Raw genomic sequence first — 22,790 nt, 5'->3', positions numbered from 1 at the left:
GGGTAGGATTCGAACCTACGACCAGCCGGTTAACAGCCGGCTGCTCTACCACTGAGCTACCGCGGAACAGGTCGCTCTTCAGAAGAGGCCGGGTGATAGCCGTCGCTTCGAGTCGATGCAAGCGATCACTGCGGCGCGTTTTACGTCCAAAGCGCGCGGACGCGGCGTCGCGAAACGCCAAGCTCAGTTTGTCGGAATCTTCTGAGCGAACAGAAGGAAGAGTGGCTCCGCGGGTAGGATTCGAACCTACGACCAGCCGGTTAACAGCCGGCTGCTCTACCACTGAGCTACCGCGGAACAGGTCGCTCTCAGAAGAGGCCGCGTGATAGCCGCCTCCCTGCACCGATGCAAGCACCGAATTTCAAAAAAGCAGCCCGGCTTGCGGCCGGGCTGTTGAAAGTCAGTGATGGTGGGCGCCTTCAAAGAAGACACCCTGAAACTCGGGCTTTATGGTGAATCAGATCTTAATTCTTAACGCCCCGGCCATTTGGTCGCAGGAGTCGCACCCCCGTTTCCAAGAGCGCGCTTAGGGACGCTTGGGGATCTCCAGGCCGCGCTGCACGGCCGGACGGGCCAGCCCCGCCTCCAGCCAGCGCGGCACGTGCTTCAGCGACGCCCAATCGACCAACTCGCCCGCCCCGTAGAAGCCCACGAGATTGCGCACCCAGCCCAGGGTGGCGATGTCGGCGATGGTATAGTCGTCGCCCATGATCCAGGCGCGGGTCGCCAGGCGATCCTCCAGCACGCCCAGCAGGCGCTTGCTCTCGGCCACATAGCGATCGCGCGGGCGCTTGTCCTCGTAGTCCTTGCCGGCGAAACGGTGGAAGAAGCCAAGTTGGCCGAACATCGGGCCGATCGCGGCCATCTGGAACATCACCCACTGCAGGGTTTCATAGCGCGCCGCCGGATCGGCGGGCAGGAACTTGCCGGTCTTCTCGGCCAGATAGACCAGGATCGCGCCGCTCTCGAACAGGGCCAGCGGCTTGCCGCCCGGACCGTCGGGATCGATGATCGCCGGGATCTTGCCGTTCGGGTTCAGCGACAGATACTCGGGACCCCAGGTCTCGTTGGCGCCGATGTCGATCAGGTGCGGCTCGTAGGCCAGCCCCGTTTCCTCCAGCATGATCGAGACCTTCACCCCGTTGGGCGTCGGCAGCGAATAGAGCTGGATCCGGTCGGGATACCGGGCCGGCCAGCGCTTGGTGATCGGAAAGGCGGACAGATCCGGCATCGGAGACCTCGTTCAAAGCGCTCGTAACGGCGTCGGTTGCATTTGGGAGTCCCCGCCCCGGTTTTCCAGAGCCGCCCCAAAACGAGGAACCGACGATTCGGGCCATTTGATCCGACCGCGAACATCGCTATCCGAGAGAACGAGACACGCTCGGGGGGGCGAAGACTGCACCATGACGACCGCCAATGATCACTGGCCGACCACATTGGAGCGCGTGGCGAGCGCGCTGGACTTCGACCTCGCACCGGGGGGCGGCATGCGCGCCAAACCCCGCGGCGACATCAGCCAGCTTCCGGCCCTGGTGAATCTGGCCGTCCACGCGGCGATCGAACTCGACAAACGGGTCGCGGTCTCCGACACGAACGTCCCCGTCGACCGCAAGGCCATCCTGGCCCGCAAGGACCTCAGCCGCGCCCTGGCGGATGGCGTGGCCCCGATGTTCGTCACCGGCTACGCCACCGCCTATCGCCTGGAGCTGGCCCGCATCCTGTGGGCCGGCATCGCCGACGCGCCGCGCCGGCGACTGGAAGAAATGGCTCGCCCCCGGCCCTAGGACCTACCAGGCGCCCGTGTTGGGCATCGAAGCCCACGGTTCGGCGGCGGGCAGATTGCCGTCCTGCAGCAGCTCGATCGAAATGCCGTCCGGCGAACGCACGAAGGCCATATGGCCGTCGCGCGGCGGGCGGTTGATGGTCACGCCCATGTCCATCAGGCGCTGGCAGGTCTCGTAAATGTCGTCAACGCGATAGGCCAGGTGACCGAAGTTGCGACCGCCCGCATACTCTTCGTCGTCCCAGTTGTAGGTCAGCTCGACCAGAGGAGCCTTACGCTCCCTGGCCAGCTCGACGTCCTCGGGCGCGGCCAGGAAGACCAGGGTGAAGCGGCCCTTCTCGTTCTCCATTCGGTAGGCCTCCTGGAGCCCCAGGCCCTCGCAATAGAACCGCAGCGAGGCGTCCAGATCGCGGACGCGGACCATGGTGTGCAGATAGCGCAAGGCGAAGCTCCCTCAGAGAAACCGATGTCGGTATAGACCCCGGCCGGGACCAGAGAAATCCACTAAACGGGCTCTCGCTCACGGGTCTGGCGACGCCATAGGGCGGCATACTCGCCGCCGGCCTCCAGCAGGACCGCGTGGCGACCGCGCTCGACGATCTTGCCCCGGCGCAGCACCACGATCTCGTCGGCGTCGGCGATGGTCGACAGACGGTGGGCCACGACCAGGGTGGTGCGCCCCGCGCGGGCCTTGCGCAGGGTCGCCTGGATCGCCGCCTCGGTGCGGCTGTCCAAGGCGCTGGTAGCCTCGTCCAGGATCAGCACGCGCGGCTCGGCCAGCAGGGCCCGGGCGATACCCACGCGCTGGCGCTCGCCGCCTGACAGCTTGAGGCCGCGCTCGCCGACCTTGGTGTCCATGCCCTCGGGCAGGTTGCGGATGAACTCGCCCAGTTCCGCGGCCTCGGCCGCCGCCCACACCTCGGTCTCGCTGGCGCCGGGTCGCGCGAAGGCGATATTGGACGCCAGGGTGTCATTGAACAGCGCCACGTCCTGCGGGACCAGGGCCACGGCGCGGCGCAGGGAGGCCTGCTTGAGGTCGCGCAGGTCGTGGCCGTCCAGGGTGACGCGGCCCTCCTGCGGATCGATCATCCGCAGCGCCAGGCGCACCAGGGTGGTCTTGCCCGCGCCCGAGGGTCCGACAATGGCCACGGTGGTCCCCGGCGCGACAGTCAGGGAGACGCCGGACAAGCCCTCGGACCGCGCCCCGTGGCGGAAGGAGACGTTCTCGCAGGCCACCGCCCCACCGCGCTGGTCGGCGCAGGGCGGCAGGTCCTGGGCGTCGGGCGAGTCGGCGACGTCGGCGGTCTGACGGCGCAGCTCCAGCATCGCCTCCATGTCGATCAGCGACTGGCGGATCTCGCGATAGGCGAAGCCCAGGATGTTCAGCGGGGCGTAGAGGTTGATCAGGATCAGAATGGCGGCGGTGACGTCGCCCGGGCCGATCTTGCCAGCGGTCGCCTGCGCGCCGGCCAGCACGGCCATGGCGCCGAGGCCCAGGCTCATCACCGCGGACTGGACGATGTTCAGCAGGTTCAGCGAGTTGGTGGCCTTGATCTGGGCGTCGCCATAGACGTCCAGCGCCTTGCCATAGCCCGCCACGGCCCGTGTCTCGCCGCCGAACGACTTGACGGTCTCGTAGTTCAGCAGGGCGTCGACGGCTCGGCCGGCGGCTTCGGCGTCGGCCTCGTTCAGCACCCGGCGATGGCCGATCCGCCAGTCCGAAATGGCGAAGGTCGCATAGCCGTAGACGGCCACCGTCAGCAGGGCCACGGCCGCGAACCGCCAGTCATAGGCCTTGGCCAGGACGATGGCGGCCATGATCAGCTCGACGCCGGTCGGAGCGACGTTGAACACCAGCCCCCGCAGCAGAAAGTCCATCGATCGCGCGCCGCGATCGATCGTCCGCGACAGCGCGCCGGTCCGCTTGGACTGGTGGAAGTCGATCGACAGCGACAGGGCGTGGGCGAAGGTCTCGACCGCCGCGCGGTTCTGGGCGGCCTGGGCCACCGGCGTGAACACCGCGTCGCGCGCCTGGGGCGCGGCGGCGGAGATAAAGCGCACCAGGGCCCAGCCGCACGCCAGGCCCGCGAAGGCCCAGGTGACGGACACGACCGCGGTCTGCCCGGCGGACAGCTGATTGACCGCCTTGCCCAGCATCAGCGGGGCCAGCACGCCCAGCGCCTTGCCGGCCAGGGTCAGCAGCAGGGCCACGGTCACGCGCCAGCGCAGACCCGGGGCCTCCGAGCGCAGCACCAGTTGCACGAGGTCGCCCATGGCCCGCCAGAAGCGGACCGGCTGGTCGGCCTTGGCGATCCCCCCCGCGACGGCCGCGCGCCCGGCCGACGGCGGCCCGCCCATGCCCCTCATCGAGAACCGCCGATCAGGTAGGTGGTCTGGATGCCGCCGCCCGGCGTCATCCAGTCGACCCGCCAGCCGGCCGCCGTGCGATCCGCGCGGACGGGTCCGTAGGTCAGGGGCGCGGCCGACGAGACGGCCACGGCGATGGCGGTCTCGCCCCCCTCCCCGGCCACCTGGATGTCGTGGACGCCCGGCGCCAGCGTGTCGGTCAGGGAAATATCGAAGCGACCGTCGTCGCCGGTGCGGGCGCCGCCGCGGGTGACGCGGTCGACACGGACGTTCAGGCCCGCGCCGGGGCCGGCGACGCCGGAGACCACCGCCCCCCCCTCGCGGTCGACGTCGACGGTCAGGATGCGCGGCGAACTGGATTCGGCGGCCAGGCGGCGCGCGCCCGCTCCGGCCCGCAGCAGCGCGACCTCACCGCCGTCGGCGACCATCACGTAGCCCTCGGCCTGGACGGTGCGGCCGTCCTGGATGGACGAAAGGCCAAACAGGCGAACCCCGGTTCCATTGGGCACGGTCACGCTCCATTGCCCCAGGGCGTCGATCTTGCCCATCACCACCTCGCCCGTCGGCGCCCCCAGGCGCAGGTCGGCGTCCGGCGCGCCATGGCCCGAAATAGCGATGCCGTTGGCGACTCGACGCGCGGACTCCAGGGTCGGCGGGGCCAGATAGCCGGCCTCGGCGCTGTCTGGCTTGTCGGCGGCGGTCTTCGGCGCCACCGGCGCGCCAGGCTCACAGGCCGCCAGCAACAGCGCGGAAAGGCTCACGGCGAGGATCGACGACTTGAAAGCCCGGGGACGAATCCTGATCATGCGGCCTCAAATAGGAACGGGCGCGCGAAACCGCGCGCCTTTTTTGTGGAGTGGACGACGATGCCCAACGAGTCTAGCCGCCTGGGGTCCGTCTGCGTCTACTGCGGATCCTCCAACGACGCCGATCCGCGCTACATCACCGACGCCTTCACGATCGGCGAGAGCTTCGCCCGGGCGGGGCTGAAGCTGATCTATGGCGGCGGCGGCGTGGGCCTGATGGGCGCCTCCGCGCGCGGCGCGCATTCGGCCGGGGGCAAGGTGCTGGGCGTCATCCCGGACTTCCTGCGCGGCCGCGAACAGCCCTTCGACGATGTCGAGACCGTGATCGTCGACAACATGCACGAGCGCAAGATGATGATGTTCGAGCGAGCGGACGCGTTCGTCGTGCTGCCGGGCGGCATCGGCACGCTGGAAGAAATCGTCGAATTGCTATCTTGGCGTCGTTTAGATCTTCACCAGAAGCCGATCGTGTTCCATAACCCCGGCGGTTTCTGGGATCCGTTCTTCGCGCTGATCCAACACACGATCGAAGCGCGCCTGACCCCGCCCACCCTGGCCGACGCCTGGCGTTCGGTCGAGAAGGCCGAGGACGTCACGCCAGCCCTGCTGGCCTGGGACCAGGAAACCTACCAGACCGGCGCTCCGGCGACGCTTCGCCCATTGACTTAGTTTTCAAAAGAAACGCACTATGGGCTTGAGCTGCCGTTCATCGAACGGCGCGCGCTCATGCGTCGGAACTCCCATCCGGCGCGGGGATAGGAGACCAAGATATGCGTACCGCTGTTTTCGCGGGCCTGACGGCCTGCGCCCTGATGTTCGCGGGTTCGGCCCACGCCGCCGACACCCAGAGCGCCTCGCTGAAGCTGAAGACCGCAGCCACCACCGAACAGTTCATCCACGAAGGTTCGGTCTGGCGCTGCAAGGATGACGCCTGCTCCTCGCTGACCGTGCCGTCGCTGCCGATCGCCCGCGCCTGCCGTCGGCTGGCCGGCCAGGTGGGCGAGCTGACCGCGTTCAGCTATCGCGGCAAGTCGCTGGACGAAGCCGGCCTCGCCGAATGCAACACGGCCGCCAAGAAGGGCTGAGGCTCTCGGGGGCGTCGAAAAGCAAAGGCCTCCGTCGGCGAACCGGCGGAGGCCTTTTTCGTGGGGTGTGAGACCCTTTACGCGCGTGACAGCCGAAAGTGGGCGCCGGTTTCGGCGACCGTCACGCGCCAACGCTTAGACGCTTACTTCCGTCCGGACTTCGTGGACGACGACTTGGGCGGGTTCGAACTCGGCCGACCTCCCACCAGCATGCCGCCCATCAGGGCGAACGAAAACATGGCGTGGTTCATCTTCGATACATTCATGGCGGCGTCTCCCAGACATTAGCCGTTAGGACCAGGAGACGCGCGCGGCTTACAGGGGTTCTCACCCTCCTAGTCGTCAGCGCGTCGGCCTCCAAGATGGCCCCAATAGCAGCGTTCGCAAGCGCATTTTGTCCGTATAAGGATCATATCAGCGTGCGGACAAAGCGTCTTCCGATGCGCCATATTTAGTCACTATACGGATGATAATCTTCCACTTCCTTGCGCACAAAGCCTTTGCGTACAAGAGCTAGCACCGCAATCCGGCTTTCCGGTATCCGGCGGGGCGAACAGATCGGCGCATAAAAAAATCGCCCGCGTCGGCGTGACGCAGGCGATTTCCGTGGGTTCGTCGATCGTCCGTGGGCGTTGCCGCCCGAGGCTTACGCCGCGGCGTCGAACGACAGCGATTCGTAGCGCTTCAGGTGATGATCGACCGAGCCGAACAGGCCCTCGATCAGGCTCGCGCGCTTGAAATAGTGGCCGATGGCCAGTTCGTCGGTCATGCCCATGCCGCCGTGGATCTGGATGGCGTTCTGGCCCACGAACTTGCAGGCGCGGCCGATGCGGACCTTCATGGCCGAAACCGCCTTGGCGCGCTCGGCGGCGCTCTCGTCAACCTTGATGGTGGCCATGTAGATCATCGACACCGACTGCTCGACCTCGATGAACATGTCGACCATCCGGTGCTGCAGCACCTGGAAGTTGGCGATGGCCGTGCCGAACTGCTTGCGCTGCTTGGCGTAGTCCAGCGTGCCCTCGTGCAGCTTGCGCAGCACGCCCACGGCCTCGGCGCCGACGGCGGCCGTGGCCTCGTCGATCACCTGGTTGACCAAGTCCAGGCCGTCCTCGGAGATCAGGGCGTCGGCCGGGACCGAGACGTTCTCGAAATAGATTTCCGAGGCGCGGTTGCCGTCGACGGTCGGGTAGTCGCGGGTGACGACGCCCGGCAGACTCTTGTCGATCAGGAACACGCCGACGCCGCCGGCGTCGCGCTGGGCGCCGCCGGTGCGGGCCGTGACGATCAGGTGCGAGGCGAACGGCGCGCCAACCACCACGGCCTTGTGGCCGTTCAGGACCCAGCCCGAACCGTCCTTCTTGGCGGTCGTCTTCAGGTCGTGCCAAGTGTAGCGGCCCTGCGGCTCGGCATAGGCGAAGGCGATGGTGGTGGTCCCGCCGACGACGCCCTCGATCACCGAGGCCGCGCCCGCGTAGCCCGAGTGCTTCATGAAGCCGCCGCCGATCACCACGGAGCCGAGATAGGGCTCGATGACCAGCGCCTTACCGAACTCCTCCATGATGATCATGTTGTCGATCGCGCCGCCGCCCAGGCCGCCCAGCTCTTCGCTGAACGAAGCGCCCAGTATGCCCAACTCCTCGGCGAAGGCCTTCCAGTAGTCGGCGCGCCAGCCGGCGTCGGAGCTGACGATCTTGCGGCGGGTCTCGAAGTCGTACTTGTCCTGCAGGAAGCTCGCGACCGTGTCGCGGACCATCGACTGCTCTTCGGTGAAGTTGAAATCCATCCCTTATCCCTTTGTTGTTTAGGCCCCGAGGCGCATCGAGCGGGCCGTCCAGGGGCGCATCCGGCGAAGCCATCCCCTCCCCGCAAGGGGGAGGGGTGCTTGGTTGAACTCAGAGCCCCAGCACCATCTTGGCGATGATGTTGCGCTGGATCTCGTTGGAGCCGCCGTAGATCGACGTCTTGCGGACGTTGAAATAGGTCGGCGCCGCGCGGTGGGCGAAGTCGGGGCCGATGGGATGGGCGTTGTCGCCGTCCTTCGGGAAGCCACGGAAATACGGCGCGCCGTAGTGGCCGGCGGCCTCCAGCACCAGTTCGGTGATCCTCTGCTGGATCTCGGTGCCCTTGATCTTCAGCACGCTAGACTCCGGACCGGGGCCCTTGCCGGCCGCTTCGCCGGCCAGGGTGCGCAGCTCGGTATATTCCAGCGCCGTCAGGTCGATCTCCAGTTCGGCGACCTTGCGCTTGAACATCGGATCCTTGATCAGGGCGTCGCCGTCGTCCGACAGCTCGACCGAGGCGATCTGGCGGATGCGCTCGATGCCGCGCTTGGAGCGGGCCACGCCGGCGATGCCGCTACGCTCGTGGGCCAGCAGGAACTTGGCGCAGGTCCAGCCCTTGTTTTCCTCGTAGATGCGGTTCTCGACCGGCACCTTGACGTTCTCGAGCCAGACCTCGTTGACCTCGTGCTCGCCGCCCAGGGTGATGATCGGGCGCACGGTCACGCCCGGCGACTTCATGTCGATCAGCAGGAACGAGATGCCTTCCTGGATCTTGGCGGTCGGGTCCGTGCGGACCAGGCAGAAGATCCAGTCGCCGTGCTGGGCCAGGGTGGTCCAGGTCTTCTGGCCGTTGACCAGATAGTATTCCTTGCCGTCATCGCCGGTGAAGCGCTCGGCCTTGGTCTTCAGGCTGGCAAGGTCGGAACCGGCGCCCGGTTCGGAGTAGCCTTGCGACCACCAAATGTCGCCCGACAGGGTCGGCGGCAGGAAGCGTTCCTTCTGTTCGGGCGTGCCGAACGTGTAGATCACCGGGCCGACCATGTTGATGCCGAACGGCAGAATCGGCACGCAGTCGGCGCGAGCGGTCTCTTCCGACCAGATGTAGCGCTGCACCGAGGTCCAGCCCGGACCGCCGTACTTCTCCGGCCAGGCCGGGGCGACCCAGCCCTTCTTGGCGAGGGTGCGATGCCAGGAGAGGAAGTCCTCCTTGGCCATCTCCTCGCCCTCTTCCTGCTTTTCGCGCAGGCCCGCCGGGTAGTTCTCGGCGATGAAGGCGCGAACCTCGTCGCGGAAGGCGAGGTCCTCGGGCGAGAAGTCCAGATTCATGGCGGGCTCCCGTTCAATCGGCCCCTCTGCGGGAGGCCGTTATTGCGTTTCGGGCGCCACGATAGATGTCGAACGAACGTTTGGAAAGATGACGTTAGCGTCAACGGAAGCGAATGTTATCCGCGTTCACCTACGTCGCCCGAAACGCGACTAGCGGACCTCGCAGGCCAGCTTGACGAGAGCCAGGGCCGAGGCGCCGCCAACCCCCTCCTCGTCAAGCGTATCGAGCGCCAGAAGCGGCCGCTTGTCGAGGACTTCGAGCAGGCGCGCATGCCCCTTGGCCGGGCTGACATGGGCGGCCAGGCAGTGATCGATGGCGCCCGGCTCGACGGCGCGGACGATGGCGGCGGCGGCGCAGGCGGCGTAGCCATCCAGCAGCACCGGCACCTTCTGGACACGCGCGGCCAGGATGGCGCCGACGACGGCGGCGGTTTCGCGGCCGCCCAGCTGGCGCAGGATCTCCAGCGGATCGTCGCCCATACCCTCGGCCTTGGCCCGCGCGACGGCGGCCCCGACGGGCTCGGGATCGTCGGACCAGTCCGAGGCCTCGCCGCCAAACAGGGCCAGGCACACGGCGGCGGCGGTGCGGGCGGCCTCGGCGACGATGACGCCGGGGATCAGCAAGTCGGGCTGCTTGGCCAGGGCCTCCATGCCGAAGGCCATGGTGGCGGCGGCCTCTTTCTCGCTCATCGAGGGCTTGTCGATGAAGTCCGGCGAAGGACGGTCGATGGCGAGGTCGAAGGCTTCCAGGCCCGCGCCCTGCGCGCCGGCCAGGCGCGAGACGGTGGCGCCGCCCGAGGCGATGGCTTCCAGGCGGTCGCGGGCGTAGCCGCGCGGTCCAACGCCCTGGCGCGCTCCAGCATAGAGCGCCACGACCGGGCGATTCACGGCCGGCGGGCTCTTGCCGCTCCAGGCGGTCAGCCAGCCAGCGATCTCGGCCAGGCGACCGCCCTGCTCCAGCGTCGGAGACGGCCCCGGCGCGGGCGGCGAGATGGCGAGCTGGCGGATATCGGCGAAGGGAGAAGCGGTCATGGTCGCGGACTTAAACCCGTCCACGGCCAAAGCAACCCCCGAGGGCCGCGCTTGCGCGCCGCCGCCAGAGCGGGGATGCTGAAAAGGATGAGCACCGACGCCCCTATGAGCGCGCCAGCCAAGCCGCCCCGCCCGATCGCCACGCCCTGCGTGAAGGTCTGCGCGGTCGACGGCGCCAGCGGCTATTGCCTGGGATGCCGCCGGACCCTGCCGGAAATCGCCGGCTGGGCGCGGCTCTCCGACGAGGAAAGGGCGACCATCATGGCCGCCCTCCCCGATCGTCCGGATCCGATGATCGCCCTGATGGCGGCGACCGCGGCCCGCTCTTAGCGGCAGGCCTTAGCGCGAGGCCTGGGCCGCGCCGATGAACGGCGCGCAGACCTGATCACGCTCGGCGATCAGCTTCAGCTTGGCGTTGCCGTTGGCGGAGTCGGCCTTCTTGCGGGCGTTGTTCATCTTGGTGACGGCCTCGATGCGGGTCGACTGCTTCTGCTCGGCGGCCGAATTGCGCAGGAAGGCGTCGACGGCCGAGGTGTCCAGCTTGCCCAGGTTTTCCGAGGCCGCCAGAGCGCTACAGCGCGAGGCTTCCACGAACTGCTTGTCGGTGACGCCGGCGTGAGCAACGCCCGCGATGGAGCCCGCGGCGACGAGCGCGATAAGGACGGCTTTCATGGCGATAATCCCTCTATAGCCATTTGTTCTGTGGCCTACAGAGATAACGCCGGACGAAAGCTTTCCGAAGTTAATTCCAGGACATGAAAAGCATTACACGGACGTAATGAAGAATATTAAATCGATGTAATATGAACAATGCTCAGCATAGGGATATACTTGTTACCTTATTAGTAACCATGGCGCGAAAATCGCTTTGCCGATTCACGCCTTGAAAACGCCTGCCCGCTAATGATTAGGCATCGGCCGCAGAAGCGGTCTCAAAGCCGATACGGCAGGGTGTCTTTATGTTGAGGTTCGCGGCGATCGCACTCGTGGGGGCCCTTTCGGCGGTGGGGGCGGCCAAGGCCGTCGTCTCGCTCGACGATCTGCGCCATCCGGAGCTGCGCGCCCCCTCGGCCGCGGCGGCCACGCTCGGCGGCGCCGAAGGCGGCGCGGCCCAACTGACCAAGGACCGCGACGGGCACTTCTGGGCTCAAGGCAATGTCGACGGCAAGGCCGTGCGCTTCCTGGTCGACACCGGCGCCACCGCCGTCTCGCTCAGCATGGCCGACGCCCAGCGCCTGGGCATCGACACCAGCAAGCTGAACTACGACTACAACGTCATCACCGCCGACGGCCGCACGCGCGCCGCCTCGGTCAAACTGGCCACCGTCGCCATCGCCGGCGCCAAGGTCCGCGACGTCGACGCCCTCGTCATCGAGAAGGGTCTCGAGAACTCGCTGCTGGGCATGAGCTATCTGGGCCGCCTGTCGCGGTTCGAAGCGACCCCCACCTCGCTGATCCTGCACCCATAGGAACCAGACCCGGCTTTAGACGGCCGGAACTTCCGCCCGCTCCTCGCGCGCCGCCTGGGCCGCGCGCACGGCGTCCAGCGCCCGATCCACCACATCCAGACCCGCGCCGGCCTTGACGCCCTCGACCGTCAGGATGCGCCGCCACGCCCGCGCGCCCGGCAGGCCATGGAACAGGCCCAGCATGTGCCGGCTCATCGCCGCCAGATGCGTTCCCGCCGCCAGTTCACGGGCCAGATACGGCTTGTAGCGCTCGACCGCCTCGAAGCTGTCGACATCGGCGACATCCATGCCGAACACCCGCCGGTCGACCTCGCCCAGCAGGCCGGCCTCATGATAGGCCGCGCGGCCCAGCATCACGCCGTCGACGCCATTGGCCAGATGCTCGAGCGCCGCGTCGATGGAGGGCACGCCGCCATTGATGGCGATGGTCAGGTTCGGCCGCTCGCGCTTCAGGCGATAGACCAGCTCATAGTCCAGCGGCGGGATGTCCCGGTTCTCCTTCGGCGACAGACCTTTCAGCCAGGCCTTGCGGGCATGCACCACAAAGCCTTCGACACCCGCCGCCGCGCTGCGGTCGACCAGGGTGAACAGCGCCTCTTCCGGATCCTGGTCGTCGACCCCGATTCGGCACTTGACCGTCGCCGGGACTTTCACCGCGTTCTTGATGGCGGCCATGCACTCGGCCACGAGATCCGGCTCGCGCATCAGGCAGGCCCCGAACCGGCCGCTTTGCACGCGGTCGGACGGACAACCGACATTCAGATTGATCTCGTCATAGCCGTAGTCCTCGGCGATCCGCGCCGCCTGGGCCAGCTCGGCCGGATCCGATCCGCCCAGCTGCAGCGCCACCGGATGCTGCTCCGGGTCATAGCCCAGCAGCTTCGCGCGATCGCCATGCACGACAGCCCCGCTGGTCACCATCTCGGTATAGAGCAGCGTCCGACGCGACAGGACCCGATGCAGCGACCGGCAGTGCCGGTCGGTCCAGTCCATCATGGGAGCCACACTGAATCTAACCGGTTGAAGTTCCGGAATTTTTTCAGCAAGATCAACGAGTTCGGTCATGCCGAAACGTTCCTAAAATTGCACACGCTTTCGCCGTTTGTTTCCGTAGTTCCTCCCTGAGCGCACACACAGAGCACACGAGATTGGCCACATTCACGAGACTCCCGTCGGACTTCTGGAGAACCCAGGTGCGCCGGAAGGGTCGCTATATAGGCGAGACTTTCGCGTACCGCGAGGACGCGCGTCCATGGGCCACAGCACAAGATCGCGTGCGAGGACGACGCGAAGCGGCGCGCCCGGCCGCACCGTCAAGGTCGGAAGCCGAGTGAGGCTGCGCCTGGCTGCCGCCACGACGCACGACGCGCGCAAGATCGCTTTCGTCCGAGGCGCCCGAGCCTCAGCCCGCTCCTACAGAGAGCTTGAACGGCTTGGGCGGCGCCAGGGCCGCATCGTCGGGCGGGGCGATCTCGAAGCCTTGGTCCCGAAAGCGGTCCAGCGCCTGCTCATCCATGCCGCAGACCAGCAGTACCTGTTCCCAGGACCGATACGGCCGCCAGAACCCCACCTCGCGTGCGAGCATGGGGTCGAAGCCCGCCGCTGTGATGTCGGCGAGGCTGGCGCTGTTGAGATCGGTCATGGGCGCAATAGCGCGCGCCTGCGGTCAAGGTTCCGTGCTCAGCGGCGTGCTGTGCGCCTGGGGCCCTGTTCCGCATCCTGCGCGGCTTGAGTACGCGTCGACGCAGCCCTTGCGGAAGCTCCGAAAGCGAACCGGCCACGACAGATCGCAAATTGCCCGCCTCTACTTCAGCAGGCCCGCCGTCCGTAGCGCTTTGGCGATGACGTCCTGGACGCCGGTGGGAACCTTAACCAGGGCCTGCATGACGCTTTGCCCCAGGTCAGGGTGCTCGACGCGACCCGCAACCGTTCTCTGATCCAAAGCCGTAGACCGGGGAACATGCGCCGCATCGGCGCCCGTCGCATCGATTTTCCAGAACCGGACGATCTCCAGCGAGGATGATACGCCTGCTTCAAGCATGTAGGGCGCGACCTTGCCGACATCGTCCGCCGCCTTGGTCGATAGCGGCGTTCCGTGTCCAAGGCCGCGCACGATGTTCAGTTCCAGCACCGTCTCGCCGTTGGCCGAGCGCCAGATCGAGCGCGTGCCGAACGGCAAGGCTTCGACGCGATGCGGCGCGGACGAAAGGCCGTGCAGCGCGCTCCATTGCTGGGCCAGATCGTCGGCGTTGCCAGGCCGCACGACCCCGTCAGAGTCGCCATGCCAGATCGAGAGGCGCGGGAACGCCTCGCCATCCGTGCGCGGAGGCGCCAACGCGCCCATGGCCGCTTGCGGTCGGCCATCGGCCCGGCTCATCACGCCCAAGGCTTGCTGCACGTTTCCCGCCACACCGTAAGGGATGCCCGCGATCACCGCGCCGCCAGCGAAGACTTCGGGATAGACCGCCAGCATCGCGGCGGCCATAGCGCCACCCGCCGAAAGGCCCGTAACAAAGACGCGGTCGGCGTCCAGGTCGTTGGCCCGCACCGCGTGACTGACCATCGCCGCGATCGAGGCGGCCTCCCCTTCACCGCGCCGAACGTCGCCCGGCGAGAACCAGTTGAAGCAACGGTTGGGATTATTGGACGATGACTGCTGCGGCGCCAGGACCATGAACCCGAAGCGCTCGGCCAGGGCCGTCCACCCGGCATTGACCGCATAGGCCTCGGCGGTCTGGGAGCAGCCATGCAGGACGACGACCAACGGTGCGCCCGGCGCAAGACGCTCTGGCCGGTGGCTCAGCATGGTCAACTGGCCGGGATTGGCGCCGAAGTGTTCGGTGCGCTCGAGGGCGTCGCCGCCGTCTCCTGCGCTAAACAGCGACGCCTTACGCAGCCGCGCCAGCATCGCGGTCGTATCACCTAGGCCCGGCATGACGTCATCCTAATCGGCGCAGCGAAAATGCTGCGTCGCAATATAATGCTGCGACGCAGCAATAGGTGACATCACGGCTGATCACATCTTTCGCGCGGCGACCCGATGATCCGGGTCGCCGCGCGCTTCGATCAATAGTCGCGGCGGGCTGGGTCGACCACGGGACGGTCGGTGCGGCGGACCTCGTCGTCGACAGCGACATCATCGGCGGCCGCGAAGGAACGCTGCTCGCCGTAGAGCGCTCGCTCCCGGCCGATGTCGTCCGTGCTATAGGGCGTGGCCGCCGGATCGAAAGCCGTCCAGCCGCTCTGGCGATAGGCGTCCCCGCGCACCGCGGCGTCCACGCCGCGACGCGCGTTCAGGACCTCCTCGACCGTGGCGATTTCGTCGGCATGCGCCTTGACGCTGACCAAGGCGCCGCCGCGACGGACCCCCTCGGCATAGACGTTGGCTTCCTCGTCGGTGTGGCCTGCGTCCTTCAGCGCGCCGAGCAGGCCGCCGGTAGCCGCGCCAGCGACGGCGCCAACCGCCGCGCCCACGGCCGTCGCCGCCAGCCAGCCCGCCGCCACGACGGGGCCGAGACCCGGAATGGCCAGCATGCCAAGTCCCGCCAGCAGACCGGCGCCGCCCCCGAATAGCCCCCCCGTGGCGGCCCCCTTGCCGGCGCCCTCGGCGACGTCGCTTTCGCCGTCACGTTCGGAGCCGGCATGTTTGTGGCCGTCATGCCAGTTCTCCGTGTTGTTGGAGACGAGGCTGATCTTGTCGTGGTCGATGCCACGCGTTTCCAGATCCGAGATCGCGTCGAGGGCCTGGGTGTGGCTGTCGAACAGCCGGGTGATCGTCTTGCTCATGATGATTGTCCTGGGCGTGATGTGATTTCGAGGAGAAGGACGTGCCGAGACCTAGAGCGCGGTGATCGCGCCCTTGTAGTCGATCGAGACGCTGACCTTCTTGCCGTCCTTGGTGGCCTCGCCCTGCCAGAGGCCGTTGGCGTTCTGGTTCAAGGGGCCTAGTTCCGAGTAGCCGGCCTTCTCGATGGCGGCGCGGGCCTGATCCTCGGTGTAGGAGCTGGCGCCCGGCGTCGGACCGCTCTCCCCGGTGGTCGGCTTGGTGTCGACCGCGACATTGCCCGGCGCGGCGGCGGCCGACATGGCCGGTCCATCGACCTTCTGGTTGTCGGCTGTCTTCTGGCCGCAAGCGGCCAACAGCATCGCGGCGGCCGCGACGCCCATCATAATTTTAATCATGTCGAGAAGCTCCCTTAGGTTCTTAGGGAAGACTTCGAGGCGCTCAAAGTTCCGGAAATATTACGAGGAATGCAATATTCCAGGGCAGGGAAAGCCCATATTCTTCAGAGCACTATCAATCGAAGTTTCGACATCATCATCGGCGAGCGGCCGCGTTGCAGCGCGACGATCAGGCCGCTTGCTTTTCCCACTCAGGTTTGAGGACGACCTTGACGGCCAGCCAGTATTTTATAGCTGCAATCGTTCCCAGCTTGTCACCCCAATTAGTAATTTCCATCGCAATAAGTAGCTTTAGCATTACTATGTATTCCAAGATAATATTAATGTCATTATTTGAATTGTGATCAGCTACTCAGGCGCCAGCGGGCTTTGACTCCATCAAAAGCGGATCTTACCAAGGCCCGAGAAGAACCAGACCTTCCCGACCGCGAATGCCATTTCGGCAGGAGCCACAGCTCGTGCGTTCCATATACGGCCAACGCCCTCTCGATCAGCTGAAACTCAGGATCTTGACCATCGCGACGGCCATCAGCGTCAAGACCAGCAGCGAGGCCGTGACGACGAACACCACGCGCGGGCCCGCGGCGCGAAGATCGCGCAAATCCACGCCTAGGCCCAGCGCCGCCATCGCCATGATCGTCAGCCCAAGGCTGGCCTCGTGGGCGCGAGCCGTCAGGCCTGCGGGCAGCAGCCCGGCGGAGTTGAGTCCGGCCAAGCCCAGAAAGCCGAGGATGAACGGCGGTAGTAGGTGTGCAAGGCCCATCCTGGGCCTCGCCAAGTCGGCTCCCTGGCTTTTGCGGGCCGTCACGACCGACAGGACCGTGACGACCGGACCCAACATCAGGACCCGGACGAGCTTGACCAGGGTTCCCAACTGCACCGCGACCTGCCCCATGGGCGTGGCGGCGGCCAGGACCTGGGGAACCGCATAGACCGTCAGCCCGGCCAAGGCCCCGCCCGCCGCCGGAGAAAGACCCAAGACATGGGCCAGCACCGGCAAGGCGATGACCACGACCACGCCAAGAACGGCGGTGAAGGCGATGGCGGTGGCGACCTCTTCATCCCTGGCCTCGATGACCGGCGCGACGGCCGCGATCGCCGAATTGCCGCAGATCGCGTTTCCGCACGCGACAAGTGTGGCCATCTTGGCCGGAAGTCCCATCGCACGCCCGATGAGGAAGCTGGTCGCGATCGCCAGCGCCACGGTCGCGACAATGGCGAACACCAGAGGCGCGCCCACCGAGGATAGAGTCTTGAAACTAACCGCGGCTCCCATCAGGACGACGGCCAGCTCCAGCAGGGTCTTGGCGGCGAAGCGGATCCCCGGAGCGGTGCGCCGCGAGGTTCCCCAGAACGTGCGCACCCCCGCCCCGACCAAGATCGCCAGCACCAGAGCCTCCAGCCAGGCTCGGCCAGACAAGCCGACTTCGAACCTTTCCAACGCGAGCGCGCCAGCGGCGACGAGGCCAGTGAGCAGGAGACCGGGAACAAGGGACTTGGCTTGGCGCGAGATGAGCATGGCCCGAACCTCGCTGCTCGGCTGTCAGAACTCCAATCGATTGATTTTTGAAATAGCATAAGCAATGCTTATGCAATGACCCTGGATCAGCTTCGGATCTTCGTCGCCGCCGGCGAGCTGCTCAGCATGACCCGCGCGGCCGAGCGACTGCACCTGTCGCAGCCGGCGGTCAGCGCGGCCATCGCGACCCTTGAGGAGCGTTACGCCTCACGCCTTTTCGACCGGGTCGGCCGACGCCTGGAACTCACCGAGGCGGGCAGGCTGTTCCTGCCGCAAGCCGTCGCGGTGCTCGGCCAGGCTGATCGCGCGCGTCAATTGCTCGACGACTTGTCGGGCTTGGCGCGCGGCGAGGTGCGGATCGCCGCGAGCCAAACGGTGGCGAGTTTCTGGTTGCCGCCCCGGATGGCCAGGTTCGTGACCCAAGCGCCCAACATTCATCTGAGCCTGACGGTCGGCAACTCCGCCCAGGCCGCCGCCATGGTCTTGCAGGGCAAGGCCGATCTGGCCTTTGTCGAAGGCGACATCGAAGAGGATCTGCTCCGCGGCACGGAGATCGGCGGCGATCAGATCGGGCTCTTTGTATCCCCGGACCATCCGTTGGTCGGGCGGCTACCGACCCGACAGGATCTCGAGGCCGCGATGTGGGTCATGCGCGACCAGGGGTCGGGGACCCGAGACCACTTGACCGCCGGCTTGGCCCAATCCGGCGTCAGGCCAGATCACCTCCGAATCTGCCTGGAATTGCCGTCCAACGAGGCGGCGTTGGAAGCGATCGAGCAAACCCACCTGGTTACGGCCGTCTCCGAGCTGGCCGCCGCGAGCCGGCTGCGGACAGGCGCGATCGCGCGGTTGCCCTGGCCCCTGCCCGCCCGACGTTTCAAGATGCTGACCCACCGGGCGCGCTCGACCAGTCGGGCGGTGGCCGCATTCATCGCCGCGTTGGAGTCCCAGCCAGCGTCTCCGGATGGGTCCGGCAAGGTCTAGGTCGACTTCCAATGACGCTTAAACTCGCCTGAGCGCACGCCCGCTGATCCTCTGCGGTCGTATCGACCGCGAGGCTTCGGTCCATCTCGCGGTGCGCGTGCTGGAAACCCTTTGCGACGTCTATCGCGACAAGGCTAAGTCCTGATCGCCGCGCGACGCCGTCCCATCCTGGGCCCATCGCCCAGGAGAGATCGCCATGCTGACCGCGCTCAACGACGCCCTGCCCCGGCCGCGCTGGATGGCGCTGTCGGCCGATACCATTTTCCGGGGTTTGGTCGGGCTGGCGGTCATCGGCGCGGGCGTCGGGCGATTGACCCAGTCCGGCGAGCCCGTCACGCAATTGACCGGCGCGAGCCTCATGGTCCTGGGCGGGAGTCTCGCGGCGGGACTATGGACGCGACTGTCCGCGCTGCTGCTGGCGGTTGTCTGGAGCGTGACCATCCTGCCCGGCGCCGTAGCGACGATCTTTGCCTCCGATCCCCTCGCCCCGCGGCTTGAGGGGTTCGCGATTCTGGGCGCGCTCTATTTCATCTATGTGCGCGGCGGCGGTCCGGTCTCTGTCGATGGCGCGCGTCGCAAGCGCGCCCCTGTCGCCAAACCGAGCTCTCGCGGACGGGCGATCTCGCGACTTTGAGATCGCCGCCGTAAGCGGCCCTTGGCGATCAGGCCTCGTCCTGCCCTTCGTCGCCGCCGTCGACCATGTGGAACTCAAACCACACGCCGTTGAGGACGCCGAAGGCGACGGCCAGGCCAAGGCCCAGCACCCAGGTGAAATACCACATGGATCAGGCTCCTCTTCAGTAAAGGTCGGGGTTGCTGGACAGGGCCGCCACCGACGAGCGTCCCCATAGGACTTTGTAGACGAAGGCCGTATAGGCCAGGATCAGCGGCAGGAAGACCACCGTCATCAGCAGCATGACGAACAGCGTCAGGTGGCTGGACGAGGCGTTCCAAACCGTCAGGCTGGAGCGCGGATCAAGGCTGCTGGGCAGGATGAACGGGAACATCGACAGGCCGACGGTCGAGATGATCCCCAGGGCCGAAAGCGACGAGCCGGCGAAAGCCGGCCATTCCCGGCCCCGGCGAATGCCGAAGAAGGCCATGGCCGCGCCGACGAAGCCCAGCACAGGAGCCAGCACCATCCAGCGATGGGCCTGATAGCCTGCCAGCCAGGCGCCCGGCGCGGCCACGGCGACGGCGCGCAGGGGGTTGGACGGGCCCGCCATATTGACCGCGCCATCTAGACGGAAGCCCAGGCCGGCGAAGGCCACGAACAGGTAACCCACCGCGAAGAGGGCCAGGCTCGCCAGGGCCGCGATCGAGCCGATGAGGCGAGCGCGGTCCCGCACCGCCCCATACTCGGCCTTGATGGTCAGCCAGGCCGCGCCATGGGTCACCACCATGGCCACGGACAACAGGCCGCAGACCAGGGTGAAGGGCGTGAACAGTCCCAGGAACGAGCCCTCGTAGGCGACGCGCAAATCGCTGTCGAACCGGAAGGGCACGCCCTGCAGGACGTTTCCGACCGCGACGCCAAAGACCAGGGCCGGGACGAAGCCGCCAATGAACAGCGCCCAATCCCAGGCCGAGCGCCAGCGCCGGTCGGGCCGCTTGGAGCGGTATTTGAAGCCGACGGGCCGCAGGATCAGCGCGGCCAGGACGGCGAACATCGCCAGATAGAAGCCCGAGAAGCTGACCGCGTAGACGAACGGCCAGGCCGCGAAGATCGCGCCCCCGCCCAGAATGAACCAGACTTGGTTGCCTTCCCAGGTCGCGCCGATGGTGTTGATGACCATTCGGCGCTCGCGATCATCGCGGGCGACGAAGGGCAGCAGGGCCGCGACGCCCAAGTCAAAGCCATCCGTCAGTGTAAAGCCGATCAGCAGCACGCCCATCAGGGCCCACCAGATGATCCGCAAGGTGGCGTAGTCGAGAGGCAGATCCATCGGTCGAGCTCCTTATTCGGCCACGGCGAGGCGAAGGTCGTCGGTCACGGCGTCGGGCTCCTCATGGTGGGCGTAAGGCCCACGCTTGATCGTGCGGATGATCAGCCCGACCTCGACGATGGCGAGCGCGCCATAGAGCAGGGTGAAGCCGACGATGGTGGTCCACAGCTGGGCGACCGTCAGGCTGGAGGCGCCCAGGAAGGTGGGCAGCACCCCTTCGACCGCCCAGGGCTGGCGCCCCAGCTCGGCCAGCATCCAGCCAGCTTCAGCGGCGATCCACGGCAAAGGCATGATCAGCACCGCGGTCCAGAGGATCCACCGGGTCTCGCAGCGGCGCAGCGCCGTCAGGACGAAGGCGGCCGCGAACACCGCCACCTGCAGGAAACCGATGCCGGCCATGGCCCGGAACGCCCAGAACATCACCGGCACATTAGGCACGGTGTCCCAAGCGGCCTTGCGGATGGTCGCAGCATCCGCCTTGCGCGGGTCCGCGACATAGCGCTTGAGCAGCAGCCCATGGCCAAGATCGCGGCGGTGCAATTCGAATTGGCCGCGCGCGGCCTTGTCCTCGGGCGAGACCTTCAGGCGCTCAAGCGCGTCATAGGCCTGGACCCCGCTCTCGACGCGGGTTTCGGCGACGGCGACCAGCTCGAAAATCCCCGCGACGGGCTTGTCGAGACTGCGGGTCGCGATCAGCCCCAGAACATAGGGGATCTTGACCTCGGCGTGGGTCCTGCGCTCGGCCAGGCTGGGAATGCCAAACGCCGTCAGGCCGGCGGGTGCGGGCTCGGTCTCCCACATGGCCTCGAGGGCCGCGAGCTTCATTTTCTGGTTGTCGGTCAGGGCATAGCCGCTCTCGTCGCCCAGCACGACGACCGACAGGGCCGAGGCCAGGCCAAAGGCCGACGCCACGGCGAACGAGCGGCGGGCGACCGCCGGCCACTTGCCCCGCAGCAGCAGGATCGCCGACACGCCCAGCACGAAGACCGACGCGGTGACATAGCCCGCGCTGACGGTGTGGACGAACTTGGCCTGGGCGACGGGATTGAACAGCACCTCGCGAAAGCTGGTGACTTCCATGCGCATGGTGTCGGGATTGAACGCGGCGCCGACGGGGTTTTGCATCCAGCCGTTGGCGACCAGGATCCACAGCGCCGAGAGGTTGGAGCCCAGGGCCACCATGAAGGTGACCAGCAGGTGGCCCCGCTTTGAGAGCTTCTCCCAGCCAAAGAACATCAGGCCGATGAAGGTGGCCTCCAGGAAGAAGGCCATCAGGCCCTCGATCGCCAGCGGCGCGCCGAAGATGTCGCCGACATAGTGGGAGTAGTAGGCCCAGTTGGTCCCGAACTCGAACTCCATGGTCAGGCCGGTTGCGACCCCGAGCACGAAGTTGACGCCGAAAATGGTCGCCCAGAACCGGGTGATGGTCCGCCAGATCGGGCGGTTGGTCATCACATAGATGCTCTCCATGATGACCAGGAGGAATGACAGCCCCAGGGTCAGCGGCACGAAGAGAAAATGGTACATCGCCGTCAGGGCGAACTGCAGTCGAGACAGCTCGACGACACCCATATCCATGACTCACAATCCTCTGGTCCGGGGGTCCATGACCCTCTGAGGCGGGCAGGTACGCTTATGTTATTATTTGCGCAATTACGCATGTTTACAGTGGCCGCCGCCCTTTCCGGGCTTCAGCCGCGCAAGGCTTTCCAGGCGACATAGGCCGCGACCGCCAGCACCAAGCAGGCGAAGAGTCTGCGCGCCGTCAGGGCGTGAGTCGCCAGCAGGGCCGCGCCGCGCACGCCCCCGGCGCCGCCCGCCAGGCCGCCCAAGACGAAAAGGCCCGCGACAGGCCAGTTGATCAGGCCCGAGGCGGCGTAGTTCAGCGAAGTCGCCGCACCGAACAGCGACACCGACAGGAGGGACGAGGCCGTGGCGTTGGCCAAGGTCATGCCGGTCGCCGCCATCAGCCCCGGCACGATCAGGAACCCGCCGCCGATCCCGAAGAATCCGGCGGCCAGCCCCGTCAGCAGACCCAGCGGCGCCAGCTTCAGCATCAGCCCGGGGGTTATGTGGACCAGAGGATCACCCTGAGACTTGGGGCGACGCATCATCGACAGCGCGATCGCCGCCATCGCCACGGCGAACCCCAGCAACAGCCGCTGGCCGTCGATCGCCTTGGCCAGGGTCGAGCCCAGGAACGAGCCGATCAGGCCCGCGCCGGCGAACACGCTCGCGCAGGGCCACTTGACCCGCCCTCCCCGGCCATGACCCACCAGGTTCATCCCGGCGTTGACCGCGACAGCCGCGGCCGAGGTGCCGATCGCCACGTGCGGATCATGGATGCCGACGACATAGAGCAGAAGCGGCGTCGCCAGCACCGAGCCGCCGCCGCCGAAAAGGCCCAGCAGCGCGCCGACGAGCGCGCCGCTCAGCAATGCCGATACGATCATGAACAGGGACATGTGCGCCAATCCGACGGGACTTGTATATTCATATATTCGCAT

27 protein-coding genes and 1 tRNA gene are annotated in these 22,790 nt (G+C 66.7%); 7 read left to right on the top strand and 21 right to left on the bottom strand.

Annotation, left to right across the window (positions count from 1 at the left end):
• Positions 1-222: 222 nt before the first annotated feature.
• A tRNA-Asn gene (locus tag AC1RNC_RS04980) sits at positions 223-297 on the bottom strand.
• Between the two features lie 229 nt (positions 298-526).
• Positions 527-1,231 carry a glutathione S-transferase N-terminal domain-containing protein gene (locus tag AC1RNC_RS04975; RefSeq protein WP_492884196.1) on the bottom strand — a complete coding sequence of 235 codons (705 nt, stop codon included), beginning with the start codon at positions 1,229-1,231 and terminating at the stop codon, positions 527-529.
• A 172-nt stretch (positions 1,232-1,403) separates the two neighbouring features.
• Here AC1RNC_RS04975 and AC1RNC_RS04970 point away from each other — a divergent pair, with 172 nt between their 5' ends.
• Positions 1,404-1,784, top strand: coding sequence for a hypothetical protein (locus tag AC1RNC_RS04970; protein WP_492884194.1), 381 nt, complete (start codon positions 1,404-1,406; stop codon positions 1,782-1,784).
• Positions 1,785-1,787: 3 nt separating this feature from the next.
• On the opposite strand, the gene AC1RNC_RS04965 is transcribed toward AC1RNC_RS04970, so the two are convergent.
• The 3 genes from AC1RNC_RS04965 to AC1RNC_RS04955 form a co-directional block, all read right to left on the bottom strand.
• Positions 1,788-2,225 (bottom strand): VOC family protein, encoded by a 438-nt coding sequence (locus AC1RNC_RS04965; RefSeq protein WP_492884192.1) that lies wholly within the window; start codon positions 2,223-2,225, stop codon positions 1,788-1,790.
• Positions 2,226-2,287: 62 nt separating this feature from the next.
• The gene (locus AC1RNC_RS04960) at positions 2,288-4,216 is read right to left on the bottom strand and encodes an ABCB family ABC transporter ATP-binding protein/permease (RefSeq protein WP_492884398.1); all 1,929 of its coding nucleotides are present in this window, start codon (positions 4,214-4,216) and stop codon (positions 2,288-2,290) included.
• Entirely contained in the window at positions 4,147-4,956 is an 810-nt protein-coding gene (locus AC1RNC_RS04955) for a hypothetical protein (RefSeq protein ID WP_492884190.1), read from the bottom strand. Before AC1RNC_RS04955 ends, AC1RNC_RS04960 begins: the two co-directional genes overlap by 70 nt.
• Before the next feature lie 60 nt (positions 4,957-5,016).
• Here AC1RNC_RS04955 and AC1RNC_RS04950 point away from each other — a divergent pair, with 60 nt between their 5' ends.
• Both AC1RNC_RS04950 and AC1RNC_RS04945 read left to right on the top strand, forming a co-directional pair.
• Entirely contained in the window at positions 5,017-5,625 is a 609-nt protein-coding gene (locus AC1RNC_RS04950; protein WP_492840130.1) for an LOG family protein, read from the top strand.
• Positions 5,626-5,726: 101 nt separating this feature from the next.
• Positions 5,727-6,041 (top strand): CC_3452 family protein, encoded by a 315-nt coding sequence (locus AC1RNC_RS04945; RefSeq protein ID WP_492840132.1) that lies wholly within the window; start codon positions 5,727-5,729, stop codon positions 6,039-6,041.
• Positions 6,042-6,184: 143 nt separating this feature from the next.
• On the opposite strand, the gene AC1RNC_RS04940 is transcribed toward AC1RNC_RS04945, so the two are convergent.
• The 4 genes from AC1RNC_RS04940 to AC1RNC_RS04925 form a co-directional block, all read right to left on the bottom strand.
• Positions 6,185-6,322, bottom strand: coding sequence for a hypothetical protein (locus tag AC1RNC_RS04940; protein WP_492840159.1), 138 nt, complete (start codon positions 6,320-6,322; stop codon positions 6,185-6,187).
• A 365-nt stretch (positions 6,323-6,687) separates the two neighbouring features.
• The gene (locus tag AC1RNC_RS04935) at positions 6,688-7,827 is read right to left on the bottom strand and encodes an acyl-CoA dehydrogenase family protein (protein WP_492884187.1); all 1,140 of its coding nucleotides are present in this window, start codon (positions 7,825-7,827) and stop codon (positions 6,688-6,690) included.
• 109 nt (positions 7,828-7,936) lie between these two features.
• A complete protein-coding gene (locus AC1RNC_RS04930; RefSeq protein WP_492884185.1) occupies positions 7,937-9,151 on the bottom strand; it encodes an acyl-CoA dehydrogenase family protein in 1,215 nt (404 codons plus the stop codon).
• Between the two features lie 150 nt (positions 9,152-9,301).
• On the bottom strand, positions 9,302-10,183 hold the full coding sequence (locus AC1RNC_RS04925; protein ID WP_492884183.1) for a nicotinate-nucleotide--dimethylbenzimidazole phosphoribosyltransferase: 882 nt from the start codon (positions 10,181-10,183) through the stop codon (positions 9,302-9,304).
• 105 nt (positions 10,184-10,288) lie between these two features.
• On the opposite strand from AC1RNC_RS04925, the gene AC1RNC_RS04920 reads away from it, so the two are divergent.
• Positions 10,289-10,513 carry a DUF1289 domain-containing protein gene (locus AC1RNC_RS04920; RefSeq protein ID WP_492884396.1) on the top strand — a complete coding sequence of 75 codons (225 nt, stop codon included), beginning with the start codon at positions 10,289-10,291 and terminating at the stop codon, positions 10,511-10,513.
• Positions 10,514-10,522: 9 nt separating this feature from the next.
• Here AC1RNC_RS04920 and AC1RNC_RS04915 read toward each other — a convergent pair whose 3' ends face one another.
• The gene (locus AC1RNC_RS04915) at positions 10,523-10,855 is read right to left on the bottom strand and encodes a hypothetical protein (protein ID WP_492884181.1); all 333 of its coding nucleotides are present in this window, start codon (positions 10,853-10,855) and stop codon (positions 10,523-10,525) included.
• Between the two features lie 287 nt (positions 10,856-11,142).
• Between AC1RNC_RS04915 and AC1RNC_RS04910 the strand changes: the two genes are divergently transcribed.
• Positions 11,143-11,652 carry a TIGR02281 family clan AA aspartic protease gene (locus AC1RNC_RS04910; RefSeq protein WP_099579014.1) on the top strand — a complete coding sequence of 170 codons (510 nt, stop codon included), beginning with the start codon at positions 11,143-11,145 and terminating at the stop codon, positions 11,650-11,652.
• A gap of 15 nt (positions 11,653-11,667) precedes the next feature.
• On the opposite strand, the gene dusA is transcribed toward AC1RNC_RS04910, so the two are convergent.
• The 7 genes from dusA to AC1RNC_RS04875 form a co-directional block, all read right to left on the bottom strand.
• The gene (gene dusA, locus AC1RNC_RS04905) at positions 11,668-12,717 is read right to left on the bottom strand and encodes a tRNA dihydrouridine(20/20a) synthase DusA (RefSeq protein WP_492884178.1); all 1,050 of its coding nucleotides are present in this window, start codon (positions 12,715-12,717) and stop codon (positions 11,668-11,670) included.
• 337 nt (positions 12,718-13,054) lie between these two features.
• Positions 13,055-13,294 (bottom strand): hypothetical protein, encoded by a 240-nt coding sequence (locus tag AC1RNC_RS04900; RefSeq protein ID WP_492884177.1) that lies wholly within the window; start codon positions 13,292-13,294, stop codon positions 13,055-13,057.
• Positions 13,295-13,456: 162 nt separating this feature from the next.
• Positions 13,457-14,587, bottom strand: coding sequence for an extracellular catalytic domain type 1 short-chain-length polyhydroxyalkanoate depolymerase (locus tag AC1RNC_RS04895; protein ID WP_492884175.1), 1,131 nt, complete (start codon positions 14,585-14,587; stop codon positions 13,457-13,459).
• Positions 14,588-14,718: 131 nt separating this feature from the next.
• The gene (locus AC1RNC_RS04890; RefSeq protein ID WP_492884173.1) at positions 14,719-15,438 is read right to left on the bottom strand and encodes a hypothetical protein; all 720 of its coding nucleotides are present in this window, start codon (positions 15,436-15,438) and stop codon (positions 14,719-14,721) included.
• 51 nt (positions 15,439-15,489) lie between these two features.
• Positions 15,490-15,834, bottom strand: a complete 345-nt coding sequence (locus tag AC1RNC_RS04885; protein WP_492884171.1) for a hypothetical protein — start codon at positions 15,832-15,834, stop codon at positions 15,490-15,492.
• A 169-nt stretch (positions 15,835-16,003) separates the two neighbouring features.
• Positions 16,004-16,132 (bottom strand): hypothetical protein, encoded by a 129-nt coding sequence (locus tag AC1RNC_RS04880; RefSeq protein WP_492884169.1) that lies wholly within the window; start codon positions 16,130-16,132, stop codon positions 16,004-16,006.
• 192 nt (positions 16,133-16,324) lie between these two features.
• Positions 16,325-17,353, bottom strand: a complete 1,029-nt coding sequence (locus AC1RNC_RS04875; RefSeq protein WP_492884167.1) for a YeiH family protein — start codon at positions 17,351-17,353, stop codon at positions 16,325-16,327.
• 75 nt (positions 17,354-17,428) lie between these two features.
• On the opposite strand from AC1RNC_RS04875, the gene AC1RNC_RS04870 reads away from it, so the two are divergent.
• Together AC1RNC_RS04870 and AC1RNC_RS04865 are read left to right on the top strand one after the other, a co-directional pair.
• A complete protein-coding gene (locus AC1RNC_RS04870; RefSeq protein ID WP_492884165.1) occupies positions 17,429-18,337 on the top strand; it encodes a LysR family transcriptional regulator in 909 nt (302 codons plus the stop codon).
• 196 nt (positions 18,338-18,533) lie between these two features.
• Positions 18,534-18,971, top strand: coding sequence for a hypothetical protein (locus tag AC1RNC_RS04865; protein ID WP_492884163.1), 438 nt, complete (start codon positions 18,534-18,536; stop codon positions 18,969-18,971).
• Between the two features lie 28 nt (positions 18,972-18,999).
• On the opposite strand, the gene cydX is transcribed toward AC1RNC_RS04865, so the two are convergent.
• The 4 genes from cydX to AC1RNC_RS04845 all read right to left on the bottom strand — a co-directional run bounded on the left by cydX (position 19,000) and on the right by AC1RNC_RS04845 (position 22,748).
• A complete protein-coding gene (gene cydX / locus AC1RNC_RS04860; RefSeq protein WP_492884161.1) occupies positions 19,000-19,119 on the bottom strand; it encodes a cytochrome bd-I oxidase subunit CydX in 120 nt (39 codons plus the stop codon).
• 15 nt (positions 19,120-19,134) lie between these two features.
• Complete coding sequence (cydB, locus tag AC1RNC_RS04855) at positions 19,135-20,283, bottom strand: cytochrome d ubiquinol oxidase subunit II (protein ID WP_492884159.1); 1,149 nt, start codon at positions 20,281-20,283, stop codon at positions 19,135-19,137.
• 12 nt (positions 20,284-20,295) lie between these two features.
• Entirely contained in the window at positions 20,296-21,861 is a 1,566-nt protein-coding gene (locus tag AC1RNC_RS04850) for a cytochrome ubiquinol oxidase subunit I (protein ID WP_492884157.1), read from the bottom strand.
• A gap of 113 nt (positions 21,862-21,974) precedes the next feature.
• On the bottom strand, positions 21,975-22,748 hold the full coding sequence (locus AC1RNC_RS04845; protein WP_492839412.1) for a sulfite exporter TauE/SafE family protein: 774 nt from the start codon (positions 22,746-22,748) through the stop codon (positions 21,975-21,977).
• Positions 22,749-22,790 lie beyond the last annotated feature (42 nt).

The organism is Caulobacter sp. GW822-FHT01G02, assembly GCF_058802865.1.
This window is presented reverse-complemented; position numbering and strand designations above follow the sequence as displayed.

Excerpts from the sequence above, each read along its gene's own strand:
- AC1RNC_RS04950 (WP_492840130.1), top strand. The coding sequence starts at position 5,017 with ATGCCCAACGAGTCTAGCCGCCTGGGGTCCGTCTGCGTCTACTGCGGA.
- AC1RNC_RS04885 (WP_492884171.1), bottom strand. The coding sequence starts at position 15,834 with ATGATTAAAATTATGATGGGCGTCGCGGCCGCCGCGATGCTGTTGGCC.
- AC1RNC_RS04975 (WP_492884196.1), bottom strand. The coding sequence starts at position 1,231 with ATGCCGGATCTGTCCGCCTTTCCGATCACCAAGCGCTGGCCGGCCCGG.
- AC1RNC_RS04850 (WP_492884157.1), bottom strand. The coding sequence starts at position 21,861 with ATGGATATGGGTGTCGTCGAGCTGTCTCGACTGCAGTTCGCCCTGACG.
- AC1RNC_RS04865 (WP_492884163.1), top strand. The coding sequence starts at position 18,534 with ATGCTGACCGCGCTCAACGACGCCCTGCCCCGGCCGCGCTGGATGGCG.
- AC1RNC_RS04945 (WP_492840132.1), top strand. The coding sequence starts at position 5,727 with ATGCGTACCGCTGTTTTCGCGGGCCTGACGGCCTGCGCCCTGATGTTC.
- AC1RNC_RS04915 (WP_492884181.1), bottom strand. The coding sequence starts at position 10,855 with ATGAAAGCCGTCCTTATCGCGCTCGTCGCCGCGGGCTCCATCGCGGGC.
- AC1RNC_RS04900 (WP_492884177.1), bottom strand. The coding sequence starts at position 13,294 with ATGACCGATCTCAACAGCGCCAGCCTCGCCGACATCACAGCGGCGGGC.
- AC1RNC_RS04910 (WP_099579014.1), top strand. The coding sequence starts at position 11,143 with ATGTTGAGGTTCGCGGCGATCGCACTCGTGGGGGCCCTTTCGGCGGTG.
- AC1RNC_RS04935 (WP_492884187.1), bottom strand. The coding sequence starts at position 7,827 with ATGGATTTCAACTTCACCGAAGAGCAGTCGATGGTCCGCGACACGGTC.
- cydX (WP_492884161.1), bottom strand. The coding sequence starts at position 19,119 with ATGTGGTATTTCACCTGGGTGCTGGGCCTTGGCCTGGCCGTCGCCTTC.
- AC1RNC_RS04845 (WP_492839412.1), bottom strand. The coding sequence starts at position 22,748 with ATGTCCCTGTTCATGATCGTATCGGCATTGCTGAGCGGCGCGCTCGTC.
- cydB (WP_492884159.1), bottom strand. The coding sequence starts at position 20,283 with ATGGATCTGCCTCTCGACTACGCCACCTTGCGGATCATCTGGTGGGCC.
- AC1RNC_RS04895 (WP_492884175.1), bottom strand. The coding sequence starts at position 14,587 with ATGCCGGGCCTAGGTGATACGACCGCGATGCTGGCGCGGCTGCGTAAG.
- AC1RNC_RS04955 (WP_492884190.1), bottom strand. The coding sequence starts at position 4,956 with ATGATCAGGATTCGTCCCCGGGCTTTCAAGTCGTCGATCCTCGCCGTG.
- AC1RNC_RS04875 (WP_492884167.1), bottom strand. The coding sequence starts at position 17,353 with ATGCTCATCTCGCGCCAAGCCAAGTCCCTTGTTCCCGGTCTCCTGCTC.
- AC1RNC_RS04890 (WP_492884173.1), bottom strand. The coding sequence starts at position 15,438 with ATGAGCAAGACGATCACCCGGCTGTTCGACAGCCACACCCAGGCCCTC.
- AC1RNC_RS04930 (WP_492884185.1), bottom strand. The coding sequence starts at position 9,151 with ATGAATCTGGACTTCTCGCCCGAGGACCTCGCCTTCCGCGACGAGGTT.
- AC1RNC_RS04870 (WP_492884165.1), top strand. The coding sequence starts at position 17,429 with ATGACCCTGGATCAGCTTCGGATCTTCGTCGCCGCCGGCGAGCTGCTC.
- AC1RNC_RS04925 (WP_492884183.1), bottom strand. The coding sequence starts at position 10,183 with ATGACCGCTTCTCCCTTCGCCGATATCCGCCAGCTCGCCATCTCGCCG.
- AC1RNC_RS04970 (WP_492884194.1), top strand. The coding sequence starts at position 1,404 with ATGACGACCGCCAATGATCACTGGCCGACCACATTGGAGCGCGTGGCG.
- AC1RNC_RS04920 (WP_492884396.1), top strand. The coding sequence starts at position 10,289 with ATGAGCGCGCCAGCCAAGCCGCCCCGCCCGATCGCCACGCCCTGCGTG.
- AC1RNC_RS04880 (WP_492884169.1), bottom strand. The coding sequence starts at position 16,132 with ATGCTAAAGCTACTTATTGCGATGGAAATTACTAATTGGGGTGACAAG.
- dusA (WP_492884178.1), bottom strand. The coding sequence starts at position 12,717 with ATGACCGAACTCGTTGATCTTGCTGAAAAAATTCCGGAACTTCAACCG.